The following is a 23,885-nucleotide window of genomic DNA, read 5'->3' as shown; positions in this document are numbered from 1 at the left end:
AACCCCACAGGAGCGACACCATGCAACGCAGAACCTTCCTCCACGCCGGCGCCGCACTCGGACTCGTCGCGTTCGCGCCGCAACTCTTCGCCGCCGGCAAGGTCAAGCCCGCGGCCAACTCGGCCCTGATCGTGGTCGACGTGCAGAACTGCTTCCTCGACGGCGGCACGCTCGCGGTCAAGGGCGGCAACGAAGTGATCCCGGTCATCAACAAGCTGGCGCCCGCGTTCGACAACATCGTGGTCACGCAGGACTGGCACACGGCGGGACATGCATCCTTCGCCAGCACCCACTCGGGCAAGAAGCCCTTCGAGACGACCAAGCTCAAGTACGGCACGCAGGTGCTGTGGCCGGACCATTGCGTGCAGGGCACCGACGACGCCGGCCTCGGCAAGGACTTGGCGCTGCCGACTGCGCAGTTGATCATCCGCAAGGGCTTCCACAAGGACATGGACAGCTACTCGGCCTTCGAGGAAGCGGACCACAAGACGGCCACCGGCCTGGCAGGCTATCTCAAGGGTCGTGGCATCAAGACGGTGTTCGTCACCGGCCTGGCCACCGACTTCTGCGTGGCCTGGACCGCGATGGATGCGCGCAAGGCGGGCTTCGAGGTCTATGTGATCGAGGATGCGACGCGCGGCATCGACCTGAACGGCTCGCTGGCCAAGGCCTGGAAGGACATGACGGCCAAGGGGGTGAAGCGCATTCAATCCACGGACATCGCCTGAAGACACGTCACGTATGAGCAGGCTCGCATGGAACGTCAATGGACGCGATGTCGAGCCGCCGGGCATTTCGCGCGAGACAACGCTGCTGCAACTGCTGCGCAATGACCTCGGGCTCAATGGGCCGAAGTACGGGTGCGGGCTGGGGCAGTGCGGGGCCTGCACCGTGTGGGTGGATGGGATTGCGGCGCGGGCTTGCGTGATTCCGGCACATGGGGTGGCGGGCCGCGCGATCACGACGCTGGAAGGACTGGGTTCGCGCGGGGATTGGCATCCGGTGCAGCAGGCCTTCGAAGATGCGCAGGCCGCGCAATGCGGCTACTGCCTCAACGGGATGGTGATGCAGGCCGCGGCCTTGCTCGCGCGCGAGCCGCGGCCGAGCGAGCAGCGCATCCGGGATGAGCTGTCGGGCAACCTGTGCCGTTGCGGTACGCATGTCGAGATCCTGGATGCGGTGCGACGCGCGGCCGTCCTGATGAGCGCAAAGTCATGAGGGGCGGCATTCATTCCCTCGCCCTTTGGGAGAGGGCCAGGGTGAGGGCAGCGGCGGTCGCACATGCACTGCCTCCGCCATCGCCGTGTGCCCTCACCCCAACCCTCTCCCGGAGGGAGAGGGGGCCAAAACCATGACGCGGCGCGCCGACCTGCCGCGCACGCGCCGCGACTTCCTGGAAGCCGATGGCGCCCTCGTCATCGTCCGCGACACACCGCCTCCGCCCGCGCCCGCCCCCGGCCAGCCGCCCGGCGTTCCTGGCAACCCGGCGGAAGGCCCCGAGGTCCTGCTCGCCCTGTGGGACGACGGCAGCGCGACTGCATTGAACGGCCACGTCGACCTCGGCACCGGCCTGCAGACCGCGCTCGCGCAGATCGTTTGCGAGGAACTCGACCTGCCGCTCGCCCAACTGCGCGTGATCCTCGGCGACACGGCGCGCGTGCCCAACCAGGGCGCGACCATCGCCAGCGCCTCCATCCAGATCCATGCGGCCCCATTGCGTCTGGCGGCGGCGCAGGCGCGGGCTTGGCTCATCGCGCAGGCCTCGGAATGGCTTGGCATCCAGGAGGCTGAACTCACGGTGACCGATGGCCGTGTGCATGCGCGCGTCAATGCGAGCGTCGGCCGCTCATTCGCCGAACTGCTGCAAGGCCAGCGCAGCGTGCAGATGCTGGAGGGGGGTGTCGGGCTGAAGCATGCGGATGAGTACAAGCTGGTCGGCCAGTCCGTGCCGCGCGTCGACATCCCGGCCAAGCTGGCGGGTGAGCTGGTGTTCGTCCACGACATGCGCGTGCCCGGCATGCTGCACGGCCGTGTCGTGCGGCCTCCCTATGCGGGCGCGGATCATGGCGACTTCATCGGCAACACGCTGGAGGCGGTCGACGAAGCGTCGATCGCGCACATCCCCGGCATCCGCGCGGTCGTGGTCATTCGCGATTTCGTCGGCATCGTGGCCGAGCGCGAAGAGCATGCGGAGCAGGCCTTGCGTGAACTGCGCGTGACCTGGAAAGCCTGGCCGGGCCTGCCCTCGCTCGACGACCTCGAAGGCGCCCTGCGCGCGAACCCCTCGACGCAGCGTTTGCTCGTCGACGAAGGCGATGTCGATGCGGCATTGGCCAACCCGGCGCAACCGATGCCGCGCACCTACGTATGGCCCTACCAGATGCATGCGTCGATCGGGCCGTCGTGCGCGTTGGCGGACTGGCAGGGCGACGCGCGCGGCACGGCACTGACCGTCTGGGCCGGCACGCAGAACCCGCACGTGCTGCGCGCCGACCTGGCGCGTCTCACCGGCCTGCCTGATGTCGCCATCGACGTGGTGCGCATGGAAGCGGCCGGCTGTTATGGCCGCAACTGTGCAGACGACGTGGCGGCCGACGCAGCGTTGCTCTCTCGCGCGGTCAACGCCCCAGTGCGCGTGCAACTCACGCGCGAGCAGGAACACCTGTGGGAGCCCAAGGGCGCCGCGCAACTGATGCAGGTCAACGGCGGCCTCGCGGCGGACGGCAGCGTGGCCGCCTACGACTTCGAGACCTCGTACCCTTCGAACGGCGCACCTACGCTCGCGCTGCTGCTGACACGCACCATCGAGCCGGTGGCGCAAGCCTTCGAGATGGGCGACCGCACCGCGCGACCGCCCTATGCCTACGAGAACCTGCGCGTCAAGGTCAACGACATGGCGCCGATCGTGCGCGCCTCTTGGCTGCGCGGCGTGTCTGCGCTGCCGAGTTCGTTTGCACACGAGTCCTACGTCGATGAGCTGGCGACCGCATCGGGCATCGACCCGGTCGAGTTCCGCCTGCGCCGCCTGCCCGACGAGCGTGCCGCCGAACTGCTGCGCGCCACCGCGCAAAAGGCCGGTTGGCGCATGCGCACCGGGCCGCAGGAGAACGCCGATGGCGGGCTCGGCCCCGGCGGCGACATCCTGTTCGGCCAGGGCGTGGCCTATGCCCGCTACATCCACAGCAAGTGGCCCGGCTTCGGCGCGGCGTGGGCCGCATGGGTCGCTGACGTCGAGGTCAACAAGAAGACCGGCGAGGTGCATGTGCGCCGCGTGGTCGTCGGGCATGACGCGGGGCTGGTGATCAATCCCGCGGGCGTCGAGCACCAGGTCCACGGCAACGTGATCCAGACCACGAGCCGGGCGCTGAAGGAGAAGGTGCGGTTCGCGCCGCATGGCACGCCGAACGCGGGCGTGGTGGCGAGCCGCGAATGGGGCAGCTACCCGATCATCAATTTCCGCGAAGTGCCGGTGATCGACGTGGTCCACATGCCGCGTCCGGGCGAGCCGTCGTTGGGTGCGGGCGAGTCCTCGTCGGTGCCGGGGACGGCGGCGATTGCGAATGCGATCTTCGATGCGACGGGCGTGCGCTTCCGTTCCCCGCCGTTCACGCCGGAGGTGGTGCTGGCGGCGCTCCAGCCTCTCCCTCCAACAGAAGGTGCACCGGATTTGCTCCCTCTCCCTCTGGGAGAGGGTTGGGGTGAGGGCAAGCAACGCTCGACGGGTGACGCAGCCGTGCCCCCATCCCATCCTCCGTGCGAGCAGCCGGAGGCTGCAGCTCTTCGGACTGTCCCGTTCCACGCAGGTGGAACGGGAGCCGCAGTCCTCAGCCCCAGCGGGGGAAGGAGCAAAGTAGCCTGGGCCACAGCTTTCGTCCTGGGCAGCCTCGGCGCCATCGCCGGCCTGCTCGGCTGGCGCTTCCCCATCGCGCCGGTCTCCGTCAGCGCCTCGGTCTACACCCAGGACACCATCGAACGCGGCCGCATCCTCGCCGCCATCGGCGATTGCGCCGTCTGCCACACTGCCCCTGGGGGCCAGCCCAATGTCGGTGGCCGTGCGATGGAAACCCCTTTCGGCACGCTCTACACCACCAACCTCACGCCCGACCGCGACACCGGCATCGGCCAATGGTCCTTCAGCGCCTTCCAGCGCGCCATGCGCGAAGGCATCTCGCGCGACGGGCATCGCCTGTATCCTGCCTTCCCCTACACCGCCTTCGCGAAGACCAGTGACGACGACCTCACCGCGCTCTACGCGTACTTCATGTCGCAGCCCGCGGTGCGCAGCGAAACCCCGGCGTCCGAACTCAAGTTCCCGTACAGCGTGCGCCCACTCATGGGCTTCTGGAACGCCATGTTCCACGACCCCGCGCCCTACCAGCCGGTGGCCACGCAGAGCGCCGAATGGAACCGCGGCGCCTACCTCGTCGAGGGGCTTGGCCACTGCGGCGCCTGCCACACGCCGCGCAATGCGCTTGGCGCGGAGCAGGGCGGCGCCGCGTACTTGTCCGGCGCCATGATCGACGGCTGGGAGGCGCCCGCGCTCACCGCGCGTTCCGCGTCGGCGGTGCCATGGAATGCCGACGCCCTCTACAGCTACCTGCGCAACGGCCACAGTCCGCGGCACGGCATCGCCGGCGGCCCGATGGCCGAGGTGGTGCGCGAACTCGCCGCCGTGCCGGATGCGGACATCCGCGCCATGGCCACCTACCTCGCCTCTTTCAACCCCGTGCTGACCGAACCTGAAGCCGAGGCCAAGGCCCGGCAGGCCATCGACAACGCCGCCAGCCGACAAGGCCAACTCCTCGGCCCCGCGCAACGCATGTTCGACAGCGCCTGCGCCAGTTGCCATCACGACGGCAATGGCCCGACCCTGCTCGGCGTCAACACGCCGCTCGCGCTCAACAGCAACCTGAGCAGCGCCACACCGGACAACCTGCTTCGCACCATCCTCGACGGCGTGCGCGAGCCTGCCACGCGTGACATCGGCTTCATGCCGGCCTTCCGCGACGTGCTCGATGACCGGCAGATCGCCGAACTGGCCGCCTACATGCGCGCCCGCTTCGCACCGCAGCAACCGGCATGGGCCGACCTTCCTTCGCAGGTCGCCCGCGTCCGCGCCTTGCACCCGTCGGGGCAAGCTGCGGCACGCTGAGACGACCGTCCTGGCAATCCTGCCGCTGTCGACGGTGCGTTCTCAGCTCCACGGTGCACGGCGTGCGTGCGCGCAGCCTTCGAGCGTGGTTGAATCCGGGACTTGCGACAAATTGCAAAGCGAATGGCCACCGCCGCGCTTCGCCAACCCGCCCTCCGGAGACAACCCATGCCCACTGCCACCTTCACCTCCCAGCAAGCCCTGCCGAGCGACGCCGAGCGCGCGACCCTGATCGGGCGACTGTGGCAGCCGGACGTCGGGCCGGTGGTGGTGGCGGTGCACCAGGGGCAACTGCACGACCTGTCGCGCATCGCGCCCACCGTCAGCCAGTTGCTCGAACTCGACGTGCCGGTCGGCAAGATCCGCCATGCGCTGAAGGATGGTTCGGCGCCCGCCATCGCCAGCCTCGATGCCGTGCTCGCCAACAGCGACGAAACCCTGCGCGACACAGAGACGCCGTGGCTCCTCGCCGCCTGCGACCTGCAAGCCATCAAGGCCAGCGGCGTGACCTTCGTGGCCAGCCTGCTGGAGCGTGTCATCGAGGAACAGGCGCGCGGCGATGCGGCCAAGGCCGAGGCCATCCGCGCCGGCCTGAGCAGCGTGCTGGGCGACAACCTGGCCGGCATCGTGCCGGGCTCGCCGGAGGCCGCGAAGGTCAAGGAAGTGCTGATCGCACAAGGCGTGTGGTCGCAGTACCTGGAAGTCGGCATCGGCCCCGACGCCGAGATCTTCACCAAGGCGCCCGTGCTTTCAGCGGTTGGCACCGGCGCGGACGTGGGCATCCACGAAGGCTCGGTCTGGAACAACCCCGAGCCCGAGGTCGTGCTGGCCGTCAACAGCCAAGGCCACGTGCGCGGGGCGGCGCTGGGCAACGACGTCAACCTGCGCGACTTCGAAGGCCGCAGCGCCTTGCTGCTCGGCAAGGCCAAGGACAACAACGCGTCCTGCGCCATCGGCCCCTTCATCCGCCTGTTCGACGAGCACTTCCACATCGCGGACGTGCGCCAAACCACGGTCGGCCTGCAGGTCACCGGGCCGGACGGCTTCGAGATGGAGGGTTCGAGTTCGCTCGCGAAGATCAGCCGCGATCCGCTCAACCTCGTGAGCCAGGCGATCGGCCGGCACCACGACTATCCCGATGGCCTGATGCTGTTCCTCGGCACCATGTTCGCCCCCACGCAGGACAGGCACGGCCCTGGCCAGGGCTTCACGCACATGGTGGGCGACTGGGTGACCGTGTCAGCGCCCGAACTGGGCGCGCTGACTAACCGCGTGGTGCATTCGCAGCAGGCTGAGCGTTGGACCTTCGGGATCGGGGCGCTGATGCGCAACCTGGCGAAGCGCGGGTTGCTGTAGACCGGCGCTCTCACGAAACGTGGGGGCGACTTCCTACGTTTTCGTGATGCGAGGTTGCGACCAGATTCCTCCTGTTTAGCGCGAGCGCAGGCGAGCTGGGCAGACCACGCCCACGCCTCGCCCGCGTCACCGAAGGCAGCTCCCCAAAGTGCCGCCGATACTCCGACGCAAACCGCGACGGATGCCAGAACCCCCAGCGCGCCGCGATGTCGCCCACGGTCGCATGCGTTTGCACGATCAGCTCGCTGCGCACGCGGTTGAGCCGCATCACGCGCAAATAGGCCACGGGGCTCAACCGCAGCGTCTCCTCGAACGCGTATTGCAACGCGCGGCGCGACGCGCCCGTGGCCGAACAAAGCTCGGGCACGGTGATCGGCTCGTCGACGTGCGCGCGCATGTACTCGCGCGCGCTGTGCAGGATCCGCCGGCGCGATGCCGCGCTGGGCCGCACCGATGCCGAGCGCAGGCCGGGTGCAATGCAGTCGAGGGCGGCTTCGGTCAGCGTCTGCGCGAGCGAATGCTGCACGGCCGGCTGCTGCATCAGTGCGGGCTGTTGCCGCGCCATCGACAGGGCTGACGCGATCAAGGCTTTCAACCCGTCGCGCACTGGCGCCGGCATCTCGATGGCACGCGGGCCCGGGTGCGATGGCAGCCCTTCATCGTTGCCATGCAGTTGCGCGGCCACGCGACTCAGGTGCGCGGTGTCGATCGACACGCCCGAGATGCACATGCCCGCGCCGGCGATCAGCTCGAACGCGTGGTCCGACGAGACCGTGAGCAAACGCTCCGCCTCGATGGCATGCCCGCAGAACCAGCCGGCGTCCCCGGCCGGTTGCACCAGGCCGAGCGTGTGCGTGCCGGGGCGCGCGCTTCCGCTCTGGAGCACCGTGCGATTGGCCGATTCATGGAAGACCTGCACCGGGCCCACGCGCAGTTCCGCGGTGCGGCCTTCGAAGGCGCCGGGCGACAGTTGCTCGTACTGCTGGTCCCAGGCGCTCACGCTCGTGGCGTGCTCGTCGACATCGCGCGACGTGCGGGTGGCGAAGGAAATGTCAGTCATTTGTTGCTGTGGTCCGGAATTTGCATGAACCACGGGGAAACCATGAATTTGAATTGATTCATACCTAAATATCATTCCACATCACTCGCCACCGGCCAAGAAAAACACGATGACGCACGCAGCTTTCGTCACGGCGCCTACCCAAGTCGACCCGGGCCAATGGGCCTTCGATGTCCGGCGCAATTTCTTTCCACTGGAGATTTCGGTGGATCGCAGCCAGCCATTTGCAGCCGACGTACAGCTCGGCAACTTCTCGCGCTGCAAGGTCGCGCAGGTGCGCGCCAGCGCGCACTCGGCCTCGATGAGCGGCGAGGATTGCCGGCGCCTCGATGGCAAGCGCTACATCAAGGTGCTGTGGCAGGAGCGCGGCCGCGGGCAACTGGACACGGGGCCGCGCGCGGTCGACCTGCCAGCCGGCCACTGGACGGTCTACGAGGCCAGCCGCAGCTACGCGATGCGCATGGAAGGCGACACGACCTTCACCGCGATGGTCTGCGACACCGGCGGCCACGACGGCCTGTCTGCGCTGGCGCAGCGCGTCGCCGGTCGCGTCATGCCCACCGAGGGCGGTGCCGCGGTGGCGCTGGCCGCGCTGGTCGCGATGCGGGCCGAGGGCGAGCGCGTCGCGCCGCAGAGCCAGGCGGGCGTGACCGATTTCGTCAGCTCGCTGCTGAACTACGAAGTCCAGCACGTCGATGGCGGCAACGGCGCGGCCCGCAAACGCGCGCAGGATGCGCTGCTGCGCGAGGCGCAGGACTATGTGCGCAAGAACCTCGATCGCCACGACCTCTCGCCCGACCAGATCGCCGCGGCCATCCATGTGTCGCGCCGCACGCTGTATCACGCGTTCGAGATCGCGGGAGAGACGCCGCAGGCCATGGTGCAGCGCTTGCGCCTGGAGCGCTGCCGCGATGTGCTCTCGCATGCGGGCGGGCAGGGGCCGAGCATCACGCAACTGGCGCTGGAGTTCGGCTTCTCGGACCCGGCTTACTTCACGCGGGTGTTCAGGCAGCGCTTTGGCAGCACGCCGTCGAAGTACCGGGCGCAAGCCCTGGCGCACTGACGCGCCGCGCAGTCTGCACGCAAGTCCCATAGCGCTTGCACGCCAGTGCAAGTGGCCGCGCATCGATCTTCCTAAGCTTTGGGCACACAGGGGCCGGGCATCCATCGGCCCCGTTCAATGCTCAATCCAAGCCAGGAGATTTCGTGTCCGCAATTGCCCCCACTCCCTATTCCACCCGGCACTTCATCGCCGGCCAGAAGCGTGACGCCTCCGACGGTGCCCGCTTCGACAAGTTCGAGCCCGCCAGCGGCCAGGTGCTCGCCCGCGTCGCGGCCGGCACCACGCAAGACGTCGATGCCGCGGTCGCCGCCGCACGCGCACAGTTCGATGGCGGCGCGTGGAGCAAGATGCCCGGCGCGCAACGCGGCAGATTGCTGAACAAGTTGGCTGACCTGCTCGAACGCGATGCGGAAAAGATGGTCGAAGTGCTGGCCCGCGAGCAGGGCCGGCCGCTCATGGAAATGCGCATGCTCGACCTGCCGGTGTCGATCGACACGCTGCGCTACTTCGCCGGCTGGGCCGACAAGCTCGAAGGCCGCCAGATCCCGACCGGCGGCTTCATGGGCCGCCCGACGCTCAACTACACCGTGCGCGAAGCCGTCGGCGTGGCGGCATTGATCGTGCCGTGGAACGCGCCGCTGATGATCGCCTGCTGGAAGCTCGCGCCCGCCTTGGCGGCAGGCTGTACCGTGGTGCTCAAGCCTTCCGAAGATGCACCGTTGGCGGTCGCCGCGCTGGTCGAACTGGCGCATGAGGCGGGCTTTCCGGATGGCGTGGTCAACCTGGTGCACGGCATCGGCGCGAGCGTCGGCAGCGAGCTGGTCAATCATCCCGGCGTGGACAAGGTCAGCTTCACCGGCAGCACCGAGGTCGGCCGCAGCATCGCGCGCGAAGCCGGTCCGAAGTTCAAGCGCCTCACGCTGGAACTCGGCGGTAAGGCGCCGCAGATCGTGCTGGAAGACGCGGACATCGGGCAGGCCATCGGCGGCGTGGCGATGGGCCTGTTCGTCGACCAGGGCCAGACTTGCGCGGCCGGCACGCGCGTGCTGGTGCATCGCTCGCGCTATGAAGAGTTCGTTGGCGCCATCGGCGGCGCGGCGCGTTCGATCCAGCTCGGCTGCCCCTTCGAAGCGACGACGCAGATGGGCGCGCTGATCAGCGCGAAGCACCAGGCCCGCGTGAAGGCCCACATCGACAACGCGGTGCGCCAGGGCGCGCGCATGGTGGCCGGTGACGAGGCGCTGCCGGAGAACGGCTTCTTCGTGCGTCCGACCATCTTCGCGGATGTGGACCCATCGATGTGTATCGCACGCGACGAGGTGTTCGGCCCGGTCGGCACCATCATGCCCTTCGACACCGAAGAGCAAGCCATCGCGATGGCCAACGACACGGTCTATGGGCTGTCGGCTTCGCTGTGGACGCAGAACATCGCGAAGGCCCACCAGATCGCCGGGCGCCTGCGTGTGGGGGCGGTGGCAGTCAACGGCTGGAGCCCGCTCGATGCGCGTCTGCCTTGGGGTGGTCGTGGCGATAGCGGCATCGGCCGGGACCTGTCGCAGAGCGCGCTCGATGGCTTCCTGGAAGAGAAGGTCGTCACCGTCGTGATGTGACGACGCGCGGATCGCCCGACCATCGGGCGATCCGTTCGGTGCTCAGAAGCTGTTCCCAAAGCGGATGTAGAAGCCGTGGTTGTCGCCCTTGCCCTGCGCGTACTCCACGCTCACCAGCATGTTCTCCTTCGGCTTGAGGACGTAGAACAAGCCCGCGCCCGCCATGGGATAGACCTGGTCGCCGCCGCAGGACTTGCCATTGCCATAAAGACAGGTCACGCCCGCAAAGACCTTGGCGCCCACGCGCGGCAGGAAGGTGTAGCGGTTCTCGGCTTCGAAGAAGAGCTGGTTCTTGCCCAGGTACTGGCCGCGCGTGTAGCCGCGCAATTCCACGGTGCTCTCGCGCGATGCGGGTGCATCGTGCGTCCAGCGGCCGCCGCCGTGAAAGGCCAGCACGTTGTTCTCGCTGGTGCTGAGGTAGTAGCGCCAGTCGAGGTTGTAGACGTCGTAGCTCACGTCGCCGCCGAATCGATCCCGATACGCGATGTTGTTGAGTTGCGCCAGCGTGCCGGCGGTGGGATTGTTCTGGTTGTCGCGAGAGTCCCAGGTGATCGCGATGCCCACGCCGCCGGCGTCCACGCCGGTGAGCCCGGCCTGGTCGAGGATCTGGTCGGAAGTGGGGTCGATGCCATCCACGCCGTAGTTGTTGCGGACGGCCTGCACCCCGACATAGAGGTGCGGATACATCGCATGCTGGTAGCGCAGGAAGTAGCCGCGCAGCGTCTCGTTGGTTCGCACCTGCTGGCCCGTGCCCAGGAAGTCGAGGTAGTCGTTGGTCACCTTGCCGCCGACGATGCCGAAGACCGCGCGGTCGCGGTCCTGGTTGAAGTACAGCTTGCCGCCGAGGCCCACGGTGCTCGAATCGGTGTTCGACCACTTGCCCTGCACCGCCACCAGCGAGGCCGGCGACTGGTCATCAAAGCGGTGGATGTAGCCGCCCATCAAGCCCAGCGAAGTGCCCAGCTTGGGCCCGCTGCTGACCAGTGGCACCAGCAGCCACGGCGAGCGCGCCTGCCGGGCCATGAGGCCATCGTCCGGTTCGGAAGAGGACGGCGGCGCGCTGCTGTCGCTCTGTGCATTGGCGGGGAAGTGGATGAAGGCGAAAGCTGCCAGGGCGCCGATGCAGAGGACGTGGCGGCAGGTGGTCGTCATGCGGTCATCCTCCTGGCAAGCCCCGCGCGAGTCAACGCCACAGGGCGGAACGGCGTGCTCACTACCACCGCAGCCGGACGCCTACGCGCCCGCTCCATCCGTGGCTGTCGCCGTTTCCGAGCGAGCGGTTGTAGTCCACCGAACCGAAGGCGCTCAGGTCGCGCGCAATGTACCCCGACAGGCCGACACCGACCTGCGCCCATGTCGATGCGCCGATCGGCGCACTGAGCGCAACCGGGTTGAAGCCCTGCATGTTGCTGAAGGTGGTGGTGGCGTTGGAATCGAAGGCATGCCAGATGTTCAGGCGTGCCCAGGCCGTGAGCGCGTGCCCGTCGCCGCCCTGCGCGATGCTGCGCATCAGCCGCGCGCCGATGCGGCCGTAGAAGGTGCTGGTGTCGTGGAAGGAAATGCGGGCCACGCCGTCGGCGCCGTCGTCGAGCCGGGTCCACTGGTAGATGAGCTGGCCCTGCGGCTCGAGCGCCCAGCCCGGCGCCAGCGCGAAGGGGTAGCCCGCCTCGAGCGAGGCCGCCACGCCCCAGCCGTCGGTGTTCAACGTCTGCCCGTAGATCGACTGCGTCCTGACGCTGTCGTAGCGGGTGCCTTGCAGCACGCCATCGACGTACCAGCCCGATGCGCCCTTGCGCGTCCAGTAGCCGCCGAGCGAGTAGCCGTACATCGATGCGCTGCCGGCCTTGCCGCCGTAGATCGCATCGACGTTGCTGTCGATGTGGCCCATCGCGATGAAGACGCCTGCGACATCGCCCTGGCCTTCTGCATCGGCGCGGCGCAGCAGGTCGATGCCGGCCTGCATGCCCGCCTCGTTGTCCTCATGGGTCGGGCCGTTGCGCGAGAAGTCGTTGTACCGAGCGGAATTGCTGCTGCCGCTGCCATTACGGACATCGCCGCTGGCGCCGAACACGCGGCCCCAGGTGCCCATGCGGCGGGGGCCTTCGCCCGACGCGATGACGCTGTCTTCGCCGGCCCGGTCGTGGTAGGTGCCGAGCATGGCGATGCCGAGGCGATTCGCCAGCAGCGGGGCGCTCATGTCGAGCGGGACTTCGACACGGTAGTTGGGCAAGAGAACGGTGGGCGCGACGGAGGGCGCCGGGCCGGTGGATGGAGCGGGTGCCGGGGCCGGCGCCTCGCCGGCGGGAGAAGGCGGCGCAGGCGTAGCGGGTGAGGTCGGGGTAGGCGGTTCCGCGGGCGTTGGGGCCGGCGAGGGTGAGGGTGGCGCAGGTGGTGCAGGCGGTACGGGTGGCGGGGGAGGAGGCGGTGGTGGCGGTGGGTCGAACGTCGGCGGCAATGTGTTTCGCAAGTACCAGCTCTCGCCATTGGCCGCCCCGCCCCTGAACAGCAGGTACTCGTAGGCCCCTGCCGCCAGCCGCCCGCCCAATGCAAACGCCGAACTCGTTGTCGTCGCCCCATTGGCCGCCACCACGACCGCGATGCCATCACCCGTCGTGAGCGCGCCGCCCCCGCCCGCGTTGGTGATCTGCAATGTCGATGCGCCGCTTGCACTGCCGCCGTTGATGACCAGCCGGTCGGACGGCGAGTTGTCGGCGCCCAGGAAGGTGTTGAGTGCCACACGGCTGCCAGGCGCGCCGACGTAGCTGTTGACGATGAGCGCATTGCCGGGTGCTCCGTTGACCGCGCCGATCTGCGCCAGTCCCGCGTTCTGCAACGTGCCGTTGATCGTGAAGGTGCCGTTGCCTCCGGCCAGCACCGCCGGCTTGGCGAGCGTGGGCGCGCCGGGCTTGGCGGACGCGTTGATGGCAAGTGGTGCTACGGTCGCACCCGCGATCGCGTCGGCCACCTTCAGCGTGCCGTTGTTCGTCACGTCGCCGGTCACGGTGCCATAGCCGCCCAGCGTGGCGCCAGTGTTGACCAGGACCGTCCTGCCCCCGCCCAGTGCGGCGCCGGGGCTGGTCGAGTCGCCGACCACCAGCGTGCCCGCGCTCACCGTCGTGCCGCCGGCGTAGGTGCTCGCGCCCTGGAGGATCAAGGTACCCGTACCTGCCTTGGTCATGGCGCCGGCACCCGTGATGCCTTGCTCGATGATGGCTTCGAAGCCTTTCGTGTCCAGGGTGGCCCCGCCGGCCTCGATCGACACCGGCCGCGTTGCAGACAACTCGAAACTGCCGAGCCATTGCAGCGTGCCGCCGTTGAAGGTCACGCCGCCCGTCGGCGCGCCGAGGACGTTGTCCGCCGGCATGGCCAGCACGCCTTGTTGAATCAGCGTGCCACCCGCATAGGTGTTGCCGCCCACCGCAGAAGGGGCGAGCGTCAGCGTGCCCGCGCCTTGCTGCACAACCCTGCCGCTGCCGGAGATCAGGCCGCTGTAGGTGATCGCGTCGGAGCGGTTGAACACCAGCGTGCCGTCGTCCGCCACATCGCTGGTGACGCTGCCCGTGGTGCCGCCGTTGCCCAGTTGCAGCGTGGCGGGTGCTGCAATGGTCGTCGCACCGGCGTAGCTGTTGTCGGCCAGCAGGATCGACGTGCCGGCCAGCGCGTTGACGGTGCCGGTGCCCGTGATCTGCGGTGTGAACTCGTACGCGGACGACGTGTGGTTGAAGTTGACCGTGGCCGCGCCGTCGCCCAGCGCCACGGTGGACGTGTCGAGCCGGCCCGGATCCGCAGGCGCACTGCCGGTCGCGCCGCCGATGTTCAACGTGCCCACCGAGCCCGCAAAGAAACCCACATAGGTCGCAGGCGCGCTGACCGTGGCCCCGTCGCTGATCGTCAAGGTGCCGGTCCCGCCGTTGCCGACGGTCAGGTCCGGCCCCGTGTTGATCCAGCTTGACCCTGCGCCCGTGACAACGGCATTGCCCACGCCGCCCGCCACGCGCCCGACAAAGCCCTGCGCGCTGGTCACGCTGGCGCCGCCCGAGACCGTCAGCGAACCGGTGCCGGCACGCGCAACCTCGAAGGTCGAGTCGCTCACCAGGGTCGAGCCTGCGCCGCTGACCGTGGCCGTGGCTTGCGCGCCCGCGTTCTCCCCGATCACGACGCTGCCGCCGCGAAGCTGGCCCGCCTGGTCGATGGCCATCGTGCTGGTGCCGGACAGCAGGCTCAGGAACCCGCTGGTCGTCCAGCGCGAGCCGGTGCCGCTCACCTGGATGTTGGCGCTGCCGCTGCCCTCCGATGCGCCGAGCGCAAACCCGCTTTGCACGACACCGCCGTTCTCGACCCTGAGCGAGCCCGCACCGAAGGCGCCGATGGTGAGGCCGCTGCTGGTGGTCCACGCGGAGTCGTTGCCCGTTACTGTCACCGCACCTTGCGAACCGGCATTGGCCCCGATCACGCTCGTCACACCGCTGACCTGTCCGCCGTTCTCGATGCGCAATGTGCCATTGCCCGAGTTGCCGACGGTGACGTTTGCAGCCGGCGAACCAATGGCGCCGCCGCGCACGCTCAAGGTCCCGCCGTCGATGATCGTGTTCCCCGTGTACGTGTTGCTGGCGGTGAGAACGAGCGTGCCGAGATCGGTCTTGTCGAGGCCGCCGCTGCCCTGGATCACGGCGCCGATCGTGGCCGTCATCGCGGCGCCCGCGGCCGTGCCGTCACCCACGCGGATGACCGTGTCGGTCGTGGTCGTCGTCAGTGGCTGGCCGGTGACCGTGTACCCGTCCACTGCGAACTGCGCGCCGCTGAAGGTCACCGCGCCCGCACTGTCGTCCACCGTGACAGTGCCCGGCGTGCCCTGGAAGACCGCGAAGCCGTTCGGCTGCCATGGCGCGTTCGTCGTGCCGCTGCTGTCGGTCCATGCATCGTTCGCGGGTGTCGCGAGCCACGCGCCCGTTCCCCCATTGACGGCCGCGTTGTTGTAGAGGGCGCTGTTGTTGCCGTCCCAGTAGTTCAACGCCAGGCCTTGCGTGTTGACCAGGTTCACCTGGTTCGCCACCGAGGTCTGGACCAGGAAGGGACCGCCGGCCGGCATCGCGCCCAGCACCAGCCCCTGGTTGTTCAGCGCACCGCCGTAGTTGATCAATCGATACACGCCCGCTCCGAAGCTGCCGCCGGCCGAGGGCGTGACGTTCAACGTGCCATCGAGCAGCAGGTTGCCGCCCACCACCGTCAAGTCGTTGAGCGGCCCGCCCGGCACATTGGCCTGGCCCAGTTCGTAGTCGAGCACCGACCCGGCCGACAGCGACAGGTCGCCGCCGATGCTCAGCGTGCCGAGGCTGTTGCCGGGAGCGAGGTGGCCGCCGTTCTGCACCGTCACAGAGCCCGCGATGCTGCCGCTGCCGCCGAGCGTTGCGGCGTTCTGCACGGTGGTCGTTGCACTGGCGAGCGAACCGTTCACCCGCAGCGTACCGGCGCTGACGGTCGTCGGGCCCGTCAAGGTGTTGGCGCCTGTGAGCGTCGTCGTGCCGGTGCCCGACTGGGTCAGCGTGCCGGTGCCACTGATGACGCCTGAGTACGTGAGGGCGTTGCTGCGGTTGAAGACCAGCGCCGCGTTGTTCGCGATGTTGCCCGCGAGGCTCCCGCTGGTGCCACCCAGGCCCACCTGCAGCGTGCCGCCATTGATGATCGTGCCACCGGTGTAGGTGTTGGTGCCCGTCAGCGAAAGCGTGCCGGCCCCGATCTTGGTCATGCTGCCGGCACCGCTGGCCACGCCCCGGTACTCGACGGAGAAGCCGTTGGTGTCGACGGTGCCGCTACCGGCCAGCAGGCTCACCGACCGCCCGATGAAACTGGACGCCGCCAGGTAACGCAACGTCCCGCCATTGAACACGATCGGGTTGCCGAGCGTCCCCAGGTTGCCGGGATTGCTGAAGGCCAGCACGCCCTGGTTGATGATCGTTGCGCCGGTGTAGGTGTTGGTGGCCGTGAGGGTCAGCGTTCCCGCGCCGTTCTTCGTCACCGAGCCGGTGCCGCTGATGACACCGCCGAAGCTCAGCGCGTCGCTGCGATTGAAGACCAGGGCGGCGTTGTCGACGATGTTGCCGACCAGGCTTCCGGTGGTGCCGCCGCTTCCCACTTGCAGGGTGCCCGCGGCGATCGTGGTGCCGCCCGTGTAGGTGTTCGCGCCTGTCAGCGTGAGCGTTCCGGTCCCGGTCTTGATGAGGGAGCCGCCCGACAGCGGCGGTGGATCCAGGCCGTTTTCCGCGAGATAGGCCTGCAACTGCGGCGAGAACCCGTCGGCGATGACGCCGCTGATGGTGTCGGCCTTGCCCAACGCGCCCAGCGTGAGCGATGAGGACCCCAGAAAGATGTTCCCCGCCCCCGAAACCGATCCCACGCCGACAACGCCATTGCCACCATAGGCGGCATCCTTCAATGCAATGTCCAGGACACCGCCCGCGTTGTTGACGAGGGTCGCGCCGTCACCCGTGGCGTCCTGCCAGAAGGCCGTGACGCCGCCCGCGTTGTTGGTGATCGTGGCTGAGCCGGCCGATGAGGCCCCCACGAATCCCGTCATGCCGCCGCTGTTGTTGGTGATCGTCGCGGCGCCGGCAGTGCTGGCATCGTAGAAGCCGACCTGTGCGCTGTTGGCTGTCGTGATCGTGGCGCTGCCTGCCGTCGAGTTGCCTTCGAAATTGGAGCTGACGTCGTTGAACTGGGTGCCACCCGTGCCGCTCAGGTGAATGGTCGATTGCGCCGCCGTTGCGGTGTCACGGAAGTACAGGCTGGTCCCGTTGCCGGCCACGCGGTCGAGCAGGTTGATCGTCATCGAGCCCGCGCTGCCGGTGCCCTGGAAGAACAGGGCGCTGAAGTCTTCAAGGTTCACCGCCGCCGCGGCGGCGCCGGGCTGGTCGACGACGACGCTGTAGAAGCTGGTCACGCGGGCCTGTGTCGGCGCCACCGGGACCACGCCGGTGCTCCAGTTGGTTGGATCGAACCAGCTGCCGTACGCGGTCGGGCTGATCCAGGTGGCGGTCTGCGCCAGGCTCGCCGGCGACCAGGACAGGGCGGCGCATCCGACGACCATCGCCAGCGGGCGATAGCGCGTCCACATGGGATGCGACAACTGCCAGCGCCGGTTCGAATGCTGCGAAAGGATCATGTGGTCGTCCCAACGCAGGCGGGCCGTCAATGCGCAACGCGCGGAGCGTTGTCGAAGGGCCGCATCAGTTCCGCCACTGGTGCCGTGGCGAATCCCGCAAGGCGACTCTCGTTGTCGTCATCAAAGGGAATCTCGGAATGGAACGAGGCAGCGAAATCCATGCATTCGTGGGGGCCAGATCCGAAGCAAAGGCAGGCCACTGCAATGCGCGCCAAGGCCTGATGAAACGCAGCGCGCCATGTTGCGGACCCATATTAGGTTTGGGACGCTTGTGCGGAAATTGCACCTTGGGGCAACGAGGCAACGAACCCCCTGCGCTTGCCGGCCTGGACAGCCGTGAATCCTGAAACTGTGGTCCACTCGGCGCTCCGATCTCTGCCAGCCTGGAGTTCTGAATGAGCGCAGCGTATGAGTGGTTCCTGCACGTTCTTCAACACCATCCGGAAGTCACCTTCTTCCTGGTCCTGGGTTTGGGCTATCTGCTGGGCAAGCTCAAGGTCGGCAGCTTCACGCTGGGAGCGGTCACCGGGACCCTGCTGGCAGGCGTGCTGGTGGGGCAACTGGGGCTGAAGATCTCCGGCGAGGTCAAGCAGTGCTTCTTCCTGCTCTTCCTGTTCTCCATCGGCTTTCGGACCGGACCGCAATTCTTCCGGGGCCTGCGCAGTGACGGCCTCCAGCAGGCCCTGCTGGCCGGCATCGTCGCGACCACCGGCCTGGTGGTGGCCTTCATCGTGAGCAAGCTCTTCGGCTATCAGGCCGGCACGGCGGCCGGCGTGGTGGCCGGGTCGCTGACGGAGTCGGCCACCATCGGCACGGCGAGCGACGCCATCTCGCGGCTGGCCTTGTCGGAGGCCGAGCGGCAGGCGCTGACCAACCAGATTCCGGTGGCCTTCGCGGTCACCTACCTGGTCGGCGTCGTGGGTGCGGCGTGGATCCTGAGCCAGCTGGCGCCCAAGCTCATCGGCGTGGACTTGCCTGCGGCCTGCCGGGAACTCGAAGACAAGATGCGCGGCGGGGAATCCGACGGCCAGTCCGGGCGGCGGGAGTTCGAGTTGCGCGCCTACCTGATCGAGGAGGGCTCGCCGCTGGTGGGCGCGACGCTCCACGAACTGGAAAACGCCATGGAAGGCCAGCGCCTGTTCTTCGAGCGCATCCGGCGCGACGGCAGGGTGATGGACGCCGAGCCCCGGACGGTGCTGCGTGCCGGGGATGCCGTCAGCGCGAGCGGCCGGCGCACCTTGCTGGTCGAACGGATGGAAGGTCCGGGCTCGGGCGTGCGCGAAGTCGACGATCGCGAACTGCTGGACGTGGTGACCGAATCGCTCGATGTGGTGATCACCTCCAAGGCCATCGACGGCCGCCGGCTGGGCGACCTGGCCCATGAAGAAGCGGCGCGTGGCGTCTTCGTGCGGCGCATCACGCGCTCCGGCACGCCGCTGCTGAACACGCCCGACACCGTCCTCAACCGCGGCGACGTGGTGACGCTGGTCGGTGCGTCGCGCAACGTGGAAGCCGCCGTCGCCACGCTCGGTGCGGCCGATCGCGCGACCAATGCGACCGACATGGTGCTGGTGTCGCTGGGCATCGTGGCCGGTGCGCTGGTGGGCGTGCCGGCGCTCATCGTGGGCGGCGTCGAAATCGGCTTGTCGCTCAGCGTGGGAGTGTTGCTGGGCGGCCTGGTGTGCGGGTGGTTGCGATCGGTCCAGCCGGGGGTTTTCGGGCGCATCCCGGGACCGACGCTGTGGGTGTTCGAGTCCATCGGGCTCACCGGATTCGTGGCCATCGTCGGGCTGAACGCCGGACCCGATTTCGTCAAGGGGCTGCAGACGAGCGGACTCTCGCTCCTGCTGGCCGGTGCGCTGACCGTGGGCATTCCCATGCTGGTGGGCGTGTTCATCGGACACAAGTTCATGCGGATGCATCCGGGCGTGATGCTGGGGGTGTGCGCAGGTGCTTCGACCGCAACGCCGGCGCTGGCGGCGGTGCAGGAAGCGGCGAAGAGCGCGGTGCCCACCCTGGGCTATGGCGTGGCCTACGCGGTCGGCAATGTGCTGCTGGCGCTATGGGGAACGGTGATCGTCGCTCTGATTGCCTGAAATAGAGCCCACCCCCGAAGCGCCTGCGGCGCTACCCCCTTCGAGGGGGCGCACCCAGCGGCCCGGCAAAGCCGGTTCCGCGGGTGCCCACGAACAGACGCGGACGGCGCCGTCAGTTCGGAGCGTGTGCGCCGTCGTCGAACTGCCGCATCAGTTCCGCCACCTGCGCCGTACCCAATCCCGCGTCGACCAGCGAAGCGTAGACCTGCCGGGCCGTCGTGGTCAGCGGCAATGCCAGGCCGACCGAGCGTGCAAGCCCTTGCACGCCGTCCAGGTCCTTCAGCACGAGGCTGAGGGCGCCGGTCGGCGGATGGGTGCGCGCGGCCATCTGCGGGGCGAACTCCTGGAGGATGTTGCTGTCGGCCCGGCCGCCGCGCAGGGCCGCGGCCAGCGCACCGGCATCGACTCCGCCCATCTCGGCCAGGCGCACGGCTTCGGCCATGGCCTGGAAGCCCAGCGCGCACAGCACCTGGTTGACGAGCTTGGTGGTCTGGCCGGCGCCGCTCGGCCCCATGTGGGTGTAGTTGGCGCAGAGGTCCTGCATCAGCGCATGGGCGCGGGTCACCGCGTCTGCATCACCGCCCGCCATGACGGTCAGCTGGCCCTTCGATGCCTTGGCCGCGCCGCCCGAGAGCGGCGCATCGACCCACGCCACCTGGCAGCGCTCGCGCAGTTCCTTTGCAAGCTGGCGCGTGGAAGCCGGGTCGATCGATGACATGTCGATCAGCACGGCAGGCGGCGCGATGGCCTCGGCCACGCCGCCCTCGCCGAACACCACGCTGCGAACGATGTCGGCCGAGTTCACACAGGTGATGACGTAGTCGCAGTCACGCGCCGCATCGGCCGCCGAGGCAGCGGCGCGGGCGCCCTGGTCGACCAGCGGGCGCAGCTTGTCGGGGCTGCGCGTGTGCAGGCTCAGCTGGTGGCCGCAATCGATGAAGCGCTGCGCGATGGCCGCGCCCATCATGCCGACGCCGATGACGGCGACACGAAAGGCCGGTCTTTCCCGCGCAGCCATTCGCCGGCCGCGCTCAGGGCGTCACGATGGGGAACCAGAAGTCGAAGGTGTCCAGGTACGACATGAGTTCCTCGAGCTTGCCTTCGTTGCCCTGCACCTTGATCGCACCCGAGCTCACGGCGTCCTTGAGCGTCGTCTGCTTGAGCATGATCTTGTTGATCGTGTCGCGCGAGAGGGTCAAGGTCGTGTCCGCATTCTTCAGCACGCGGCCCTCGGTGTGGTTGAGCACGCCGTTCTCCATTTCCAGCGCGTACTTCTTCTTCAGGTCCGTGAAGTCGAGGTTGATGCCGATCTTCTTGCCCTCGGCCTTCTCGGTGTCGAGGCGCATGCCCAGGTAGTCGAAGAACAGGTCCAGGTCCATGGCGCGCACCGTGTCCGCGCTGGCGGTGTCAGGCGTCGGCCCCTTCTTGATGCCCTCGCGCAGTTCCTTGGCGCCGGTCAGGTAGAAGTTGCGCCACGGCCCGCTTTCAGCCTGGTAGCCCATCTGCTCCAGCGCATCGGCCTGCAGGTTCTTGGCCGCCTGGTTGTTGGGATCGGCGAAGACCAGGTTGTTCACCACCTGTGCCACGAAGCGGTAGTCGCCCTTGTCGTAGTACTCCTTCGCCTTCTTCATGAGGTTGTCCGCGCCGCCCATCATGTCGACGTAGCGCTTGCCGGTTTCCTCAGGCGGCAGTTCGTTCAGGGTGGCGGGGTTGCCGATGAACCAGCCCAGGTACAGCACATACGTGGCCTTCACGTTGTGGTTGACCGAGCCGTAGTAGCCGCGGTTGGAGAAGTTGGTGGCGATCGCCTTGGGCATCTTGAACTGCTCGGCGATCTCCGTCATGGTCAGGCCCTTGTTGGCCAGGCGCAGCGTCTCGTCGTTGATGTAGCGGTACATGTCGCGCTGTTGTGCCAGGTGCTGGTTGACCTCCTTGTTGCCGAACACCGGCCAGTGGTGCATGCCGTACATCACCTGCACGTCATTGCCCCACAGGCTCATGGCCTGGTTGAGGTACTTGGACCACGGCAGCGGCTCGCGGATCTTGGCGCCGCGCAGCGAGTAGGTGTTGTGCAACGTGTGGGCCGAGTCCTCGGCTGCGTTGAGCGCCTTCTTCTCCTTGATGTAGAAGAGGAACTCGGCCGGCGCCTCGCTGCCCGGGGCGTACAGGAACACGTAGGTGAGCCCGTCGATGGTGCGCGTTTCGCCGGTCTTGCCGATCAGGTCGGTGGGCGGGATCAGCGTCACCGTGCCCGCAGAAGTGGTGGTGCCAAGGCCCGCGCCGATCTGTCCGGTCGGGCTGGGCGGCAGCAGGTTGCCGTACATGTAGCTCGCGCGGCGGCTCATGGCCGTGCCCGCCATGATGTTCTCGGCGACGGCCGCTTCCATGAAACCGGTGGGCGCGTAGATCTTGACCTTGCCCGACTTCACGTCGGCCTCGTTGACCACGCCGCGCACGCCGCCGTAGTGGTCCACATGGCTGTGGGTGTAGATGACGGCCACCACGGGCTTCTTCGGCCGGTTCTGGAAGTACAGGTCCAGCGCGGCCTTGGCGGTCTCGGAAGACACCAGCGGATCCATCACGGTGATGCCCGTCTTGCCTTCCACGATCGTCATGTTCGACAGGTCGTAGTTGCGGATCTGATAGATGCCGTCCGTCACCTTGAACAGCCCGGAGATGTTGATGAGCTGAGACTGCCGCCAGAGGCTGGGGTTGACGGTGTCCGGCGCCGCCATGTCTTCCTTGATGAAGCCGTACTTGGCCGGGTCCCAGATGGCGTTGCCCTGGGGGCCGGTGAGCACGTTCTGCGGCAGCGGCGCGACGAAGCCCTTGTGGGCCAGCTCGAAAGACGTCTTGTCGTTGAACGGAAGCTCCTGCATCAGCTTCGCGTTGGCTGCCTTGGTCGCATCGGTGGCCGGCTTGGGCTGCTCCTGGGCACCGGCGCTCACGGCGAACAGTGCTGAAAAAACGGCAATCGGCAACAGGCTCCGGGTGTGCGATACAACGTTCGTGTCGTCATGTGAACAAGACTCCTTGATGAGAAGAACCAGCAAAGTCCATTGCGGTGCGCGTGAGCACGATCGAAGGATCGACATGCGCCTGCAAGCTTGATCTGCGCGCGCGTCAGCGACGGCCATGGCTCGCGGGAGTGGCGCGGGAGCGCTGAAGCGCGCGCGGTCAACCCATCGTAGGTTTCGAAGGTTTGTAAAGTAATTGCACCTTGGGGCAATTCGTGGCCCTGCTCCCAGGCCAGGGGACCCGGCTGTCGTGCGCAGCCCAATGAGCTCCCTGCGGCGCAAGGACAGGGCCTCTCTACGGGGGCAGTCCAGTCGCAGGCAGGCACTGCCCGCTGAATATCATTTCGGCAAGGGGACGCCTGTCGTTGCCCCGCTACAGAAGGCATCGAAGCCTTCGACGGAGAAGCCTTTCCGTTGAGCCAATTCCCAAGGCCGCTGACAAGTGCCCTCGCGCGCGCACCAGCGAAAGCCTGCCGATGGCAGGCAGCCTTGTGCGTCACGCTGCCCGCCCAAACTTGGGGGAGGCTGGTCGGGCACAGCGGGCACGGAACTCATGCAGCCCGTCAATGCCAGGGTCGCCGCCAGGGCGAACGGCCGCCAGCTGGCATGCCGCGTTTTTTTCAAGGTCCGACCGGTGGTGTACGCAAGCATGATTTCAACTCCTCGCAACAGACGGCCTGACAGCTGGTGATGCCGCGCAGGCCGTGATGGTCCAGTCACCCGTCAAGGCGTGACGATGTTGAAGTAGGGGTCGAAGGTCTCCACGTTGGCGAACACGCTGGCCAGCACCTTCGGGTCACCTTCGACCGTCACCATCTTCGCATCCACCAACTCCGGCAGCTTCTTGCCCTGCAACAGCATCGCCAGGAAGGCCGGGCGCGTCAGCGTGAGCTTGACGTCCGGGTTCTTCAGCACACGGCCCTTGGTGTTGTTGAGCACCGAGTTCGACAGCTCCAGCGCCCAGGTTTCCTTGAGGTCGGTGAACTCCATCTGGATGCTGGCCTTCATGCCGTCGGTCTTCTCGTGGTTGAGCCGCAGTGCGATGAAGTCGAACAGCAGTTCATTGTCCATGCCCCGCACCACGTCCGGGCCCTGCGTATTGACCGGCGGCTTGATCACGCCCTGGCGCAACTCGCGCGCACCGACCAGGTAGGCGTTGCGCCAGGTGGCCGCTTCGGCCTGGTAGCCCATCTGCTCGAAGGCATCGGCCTCGAGCAAGCGGGCTGCCGTGTTGTTCGGGTTGGCGAAAACGACGCGGCTGGTGACCTCGGCGCTCCAGCGATAGTCGCCGTCGTCGAAGGCCTTGCGCGCCACTTCCAGCGCCTTGTCCTCGCCGCCCATGGCCGCGACATAGCGCTTGCCCAGGTCGGCC

13 protein-coding genes are annotated in these 23,885 nt (G+C 67.7%); 7 read left to right on the top strand and 6 right to left on the bottom strand.

Translation table 11 applies throughout. The annotated features are described in order from the left end of the window. Positions 1-20 precede the first annotated feature (20 nt). The 4 genes from pncA to WKW79_RS20570 all read left to right on the top strand — a co-directional run bounded on the left by pncA (position 21) and on the right by WKW79_RS20570 (position 6,508). Positions 21-728, top strand: a complete 708-nt coding sequence (gene pncA / locus WKW79_RS20585) for a bifunctional nicotinamidase/pyrazinamidase (protein ID WP_340337063.1) — start codon at positions 21-23, stop codon at positions 726-728. 13 nt (positions 729-741) lie between these two features. Next, complete coding sequence (locus tag WKW79_RS20580; protein WP_340337062.1) at positions 742-1,218, top strand: (2Fe-2S)-binding protein; 477 nt, start codon at positions 742-744, stop codon at positions 1,216-1,218. Positions 1,219-1,351: 133 nt separating this feature from the next. Further along, positions 1,352-5,152 (top strand): molybdopterin cofactor-binding domain-containing protein, encoded by a 3,801-nt coding sequence (locus tag WKW79_RS20575; protein ID WP_340337061.1) that lies wholly within the window; start codon positions 1,352-1,354, stop codon positions 5,150-5,152. Between the two features lie 168 nt (positions 5,153-5,320). Continuing rightward, a complete protein-coding gene (locus WKW79_RS20570; protein WP_340337060.1) occupies positions 5,321-6,508 on the top strand; it encodes a fumarylacetoacetate hydrolase family protein in 1,188 nt (395 codons plus the stop codon). Between the two features lie 10 nt (positions 6,509-6,518). Here the strand turns inward: WKW79_RS20570 and WKW79_RS20565 are convergent, their stop codons facing one another. Beyond that, positions 6,519-7,568 carry a helix-turn-helix domain-containing protein gene (locus WKW79_RS20565; RefSeq protein ID WP_340337059.1) on the bottom strand — a complete coding sequence of 350 codons (1,050 nt, stop codon included), beginning with the start codon at positions 7,566-7,568 and terminating at the stop codon, positions 6,519-6,521. Between the two features lie 109 nt (positions 7,569-7,677). On the opposite strand from WKW79_RS20565, the gene WKW79_RS20560 reads away from it, so the two are divergent. Next, a complete protein-coding gene (locus WKW79_RS20560) occupies positions 7,678-8,631 on the top strand; it encodes a helix-turn-helix domain-containing protein (protein WP_340337058.1) in 954 nt (317 codons plus the stop codon). Positions 8,632-8,774: 143 nt separating this feature from the next. Next, entirely contained in the window at positions 8,775-10,241 is a 1,467-nt protein-coding gene (locus WKW79_RS20555; RefSeq protein ID WP_340337057.1) for an aldehyde dehydrogenase family protein, read from the top strand. A 42-nt stretch (positions 10,242-10,283) separates the two neighbouring features. On the opposite strand, the gene WKW79_RS20550 is transcribed toward WKW79_RS20555, so the two are convergent. Further along, a complete protein-coding gene (locus WKW79_RS20550; RefSeq protein ID WP_340337056.1) occupies positions 10,284-11,393 on the bottom strand; it encodes a BamA/TamA family outer membrane protein in 1,110 nt (369 codons plus the stop codon). A gap of 61 nt (positions 11,394-11,454) precedes the next feature. Next, on the bottom strand, positions 11,455-17,400 hold the full coding sequence (locus tag WKW79_RS20545) for an autotransporter outer membrane beta-barrel domain-containing protein (protein ID WP_340337055.1): 5,946 nt from the start codon (positions 17,398-17,400) through the stop codon (positions 11,455-11,457). A 395-nt stretch (positions 17,401-17,795) separates the two neighbouring features. On the opposite strand from WKW79_RS20545, the gene aspT reads away from it, so the two are divergent. After that, positions 17,796-19,496, top strand: coding sequence for an aspartate-alanine antiporter (aspT, locus tag WKW79_RS20540; protein WP_340337054.1), 1,701 nt, complete (start codon positions 17,796-17,798; stop codon positions 19,494-19,496). Between the two features lie 112 nt (positions 19,497-19,608). Here aspT and WKW79_RS20535 read toward each other — a convergent pair whose 3' ends face one another. The 3 genes from WKW79_RS20535 to WKW79_RS20525 form a co-directional block, all read right to left on the bottom strand. Then, positions 19,609-20,514, bottom strand: a complete 906-nt coding sequence (locus WKW79_RS20535) for an NAD(P)-dependent oxidoreductase (protein ID WP_340337053.1) — start codon at positions 20,512-20,514, stop codon at positions 19,609-19,611. A 13-nt stretch (positions 20,515-20,527) separates the two neighbouring features. Further along, the gene (locus WKW79_RS20530) at positions 20,528-22,444 is read right to left on the bottom strand and encodes an alkyl/aryl-sulfatase (RefSeq protein WP_340337052.1); all 1,917 of its coding nucleotides are present in this window, start codon (positions 22,442-22,444) and stop codon (positions 20,528-20,530) included. A gap of 792 nt (positions 22,445-23,236) precedes the next feature. Then, a partial coding sequence (locus tag WKW79_RS20525; RefSeq protein ID WP_340337051.1) for an alkyl sulfatase C-terminal domain-containing protein occupies positions 23,237-23,885 on the bottom strand: 649 nt, incomplete at its 5' end.

Origin of the sequence: Variovorax robiniae (assembly GCF_037889955.1) — a bacterium.
Lineage (GTDB): Bacteria > Pseudomonadota > Gammaproteobacteria > Burkholderiales > Burkholderiaceae_C > Variovorax > Variovorax robiniae.
Note: the sequence above shows the minus strand (reverse complement) of the source record. Positions and strands in the feature narration are given on the sequence as shown.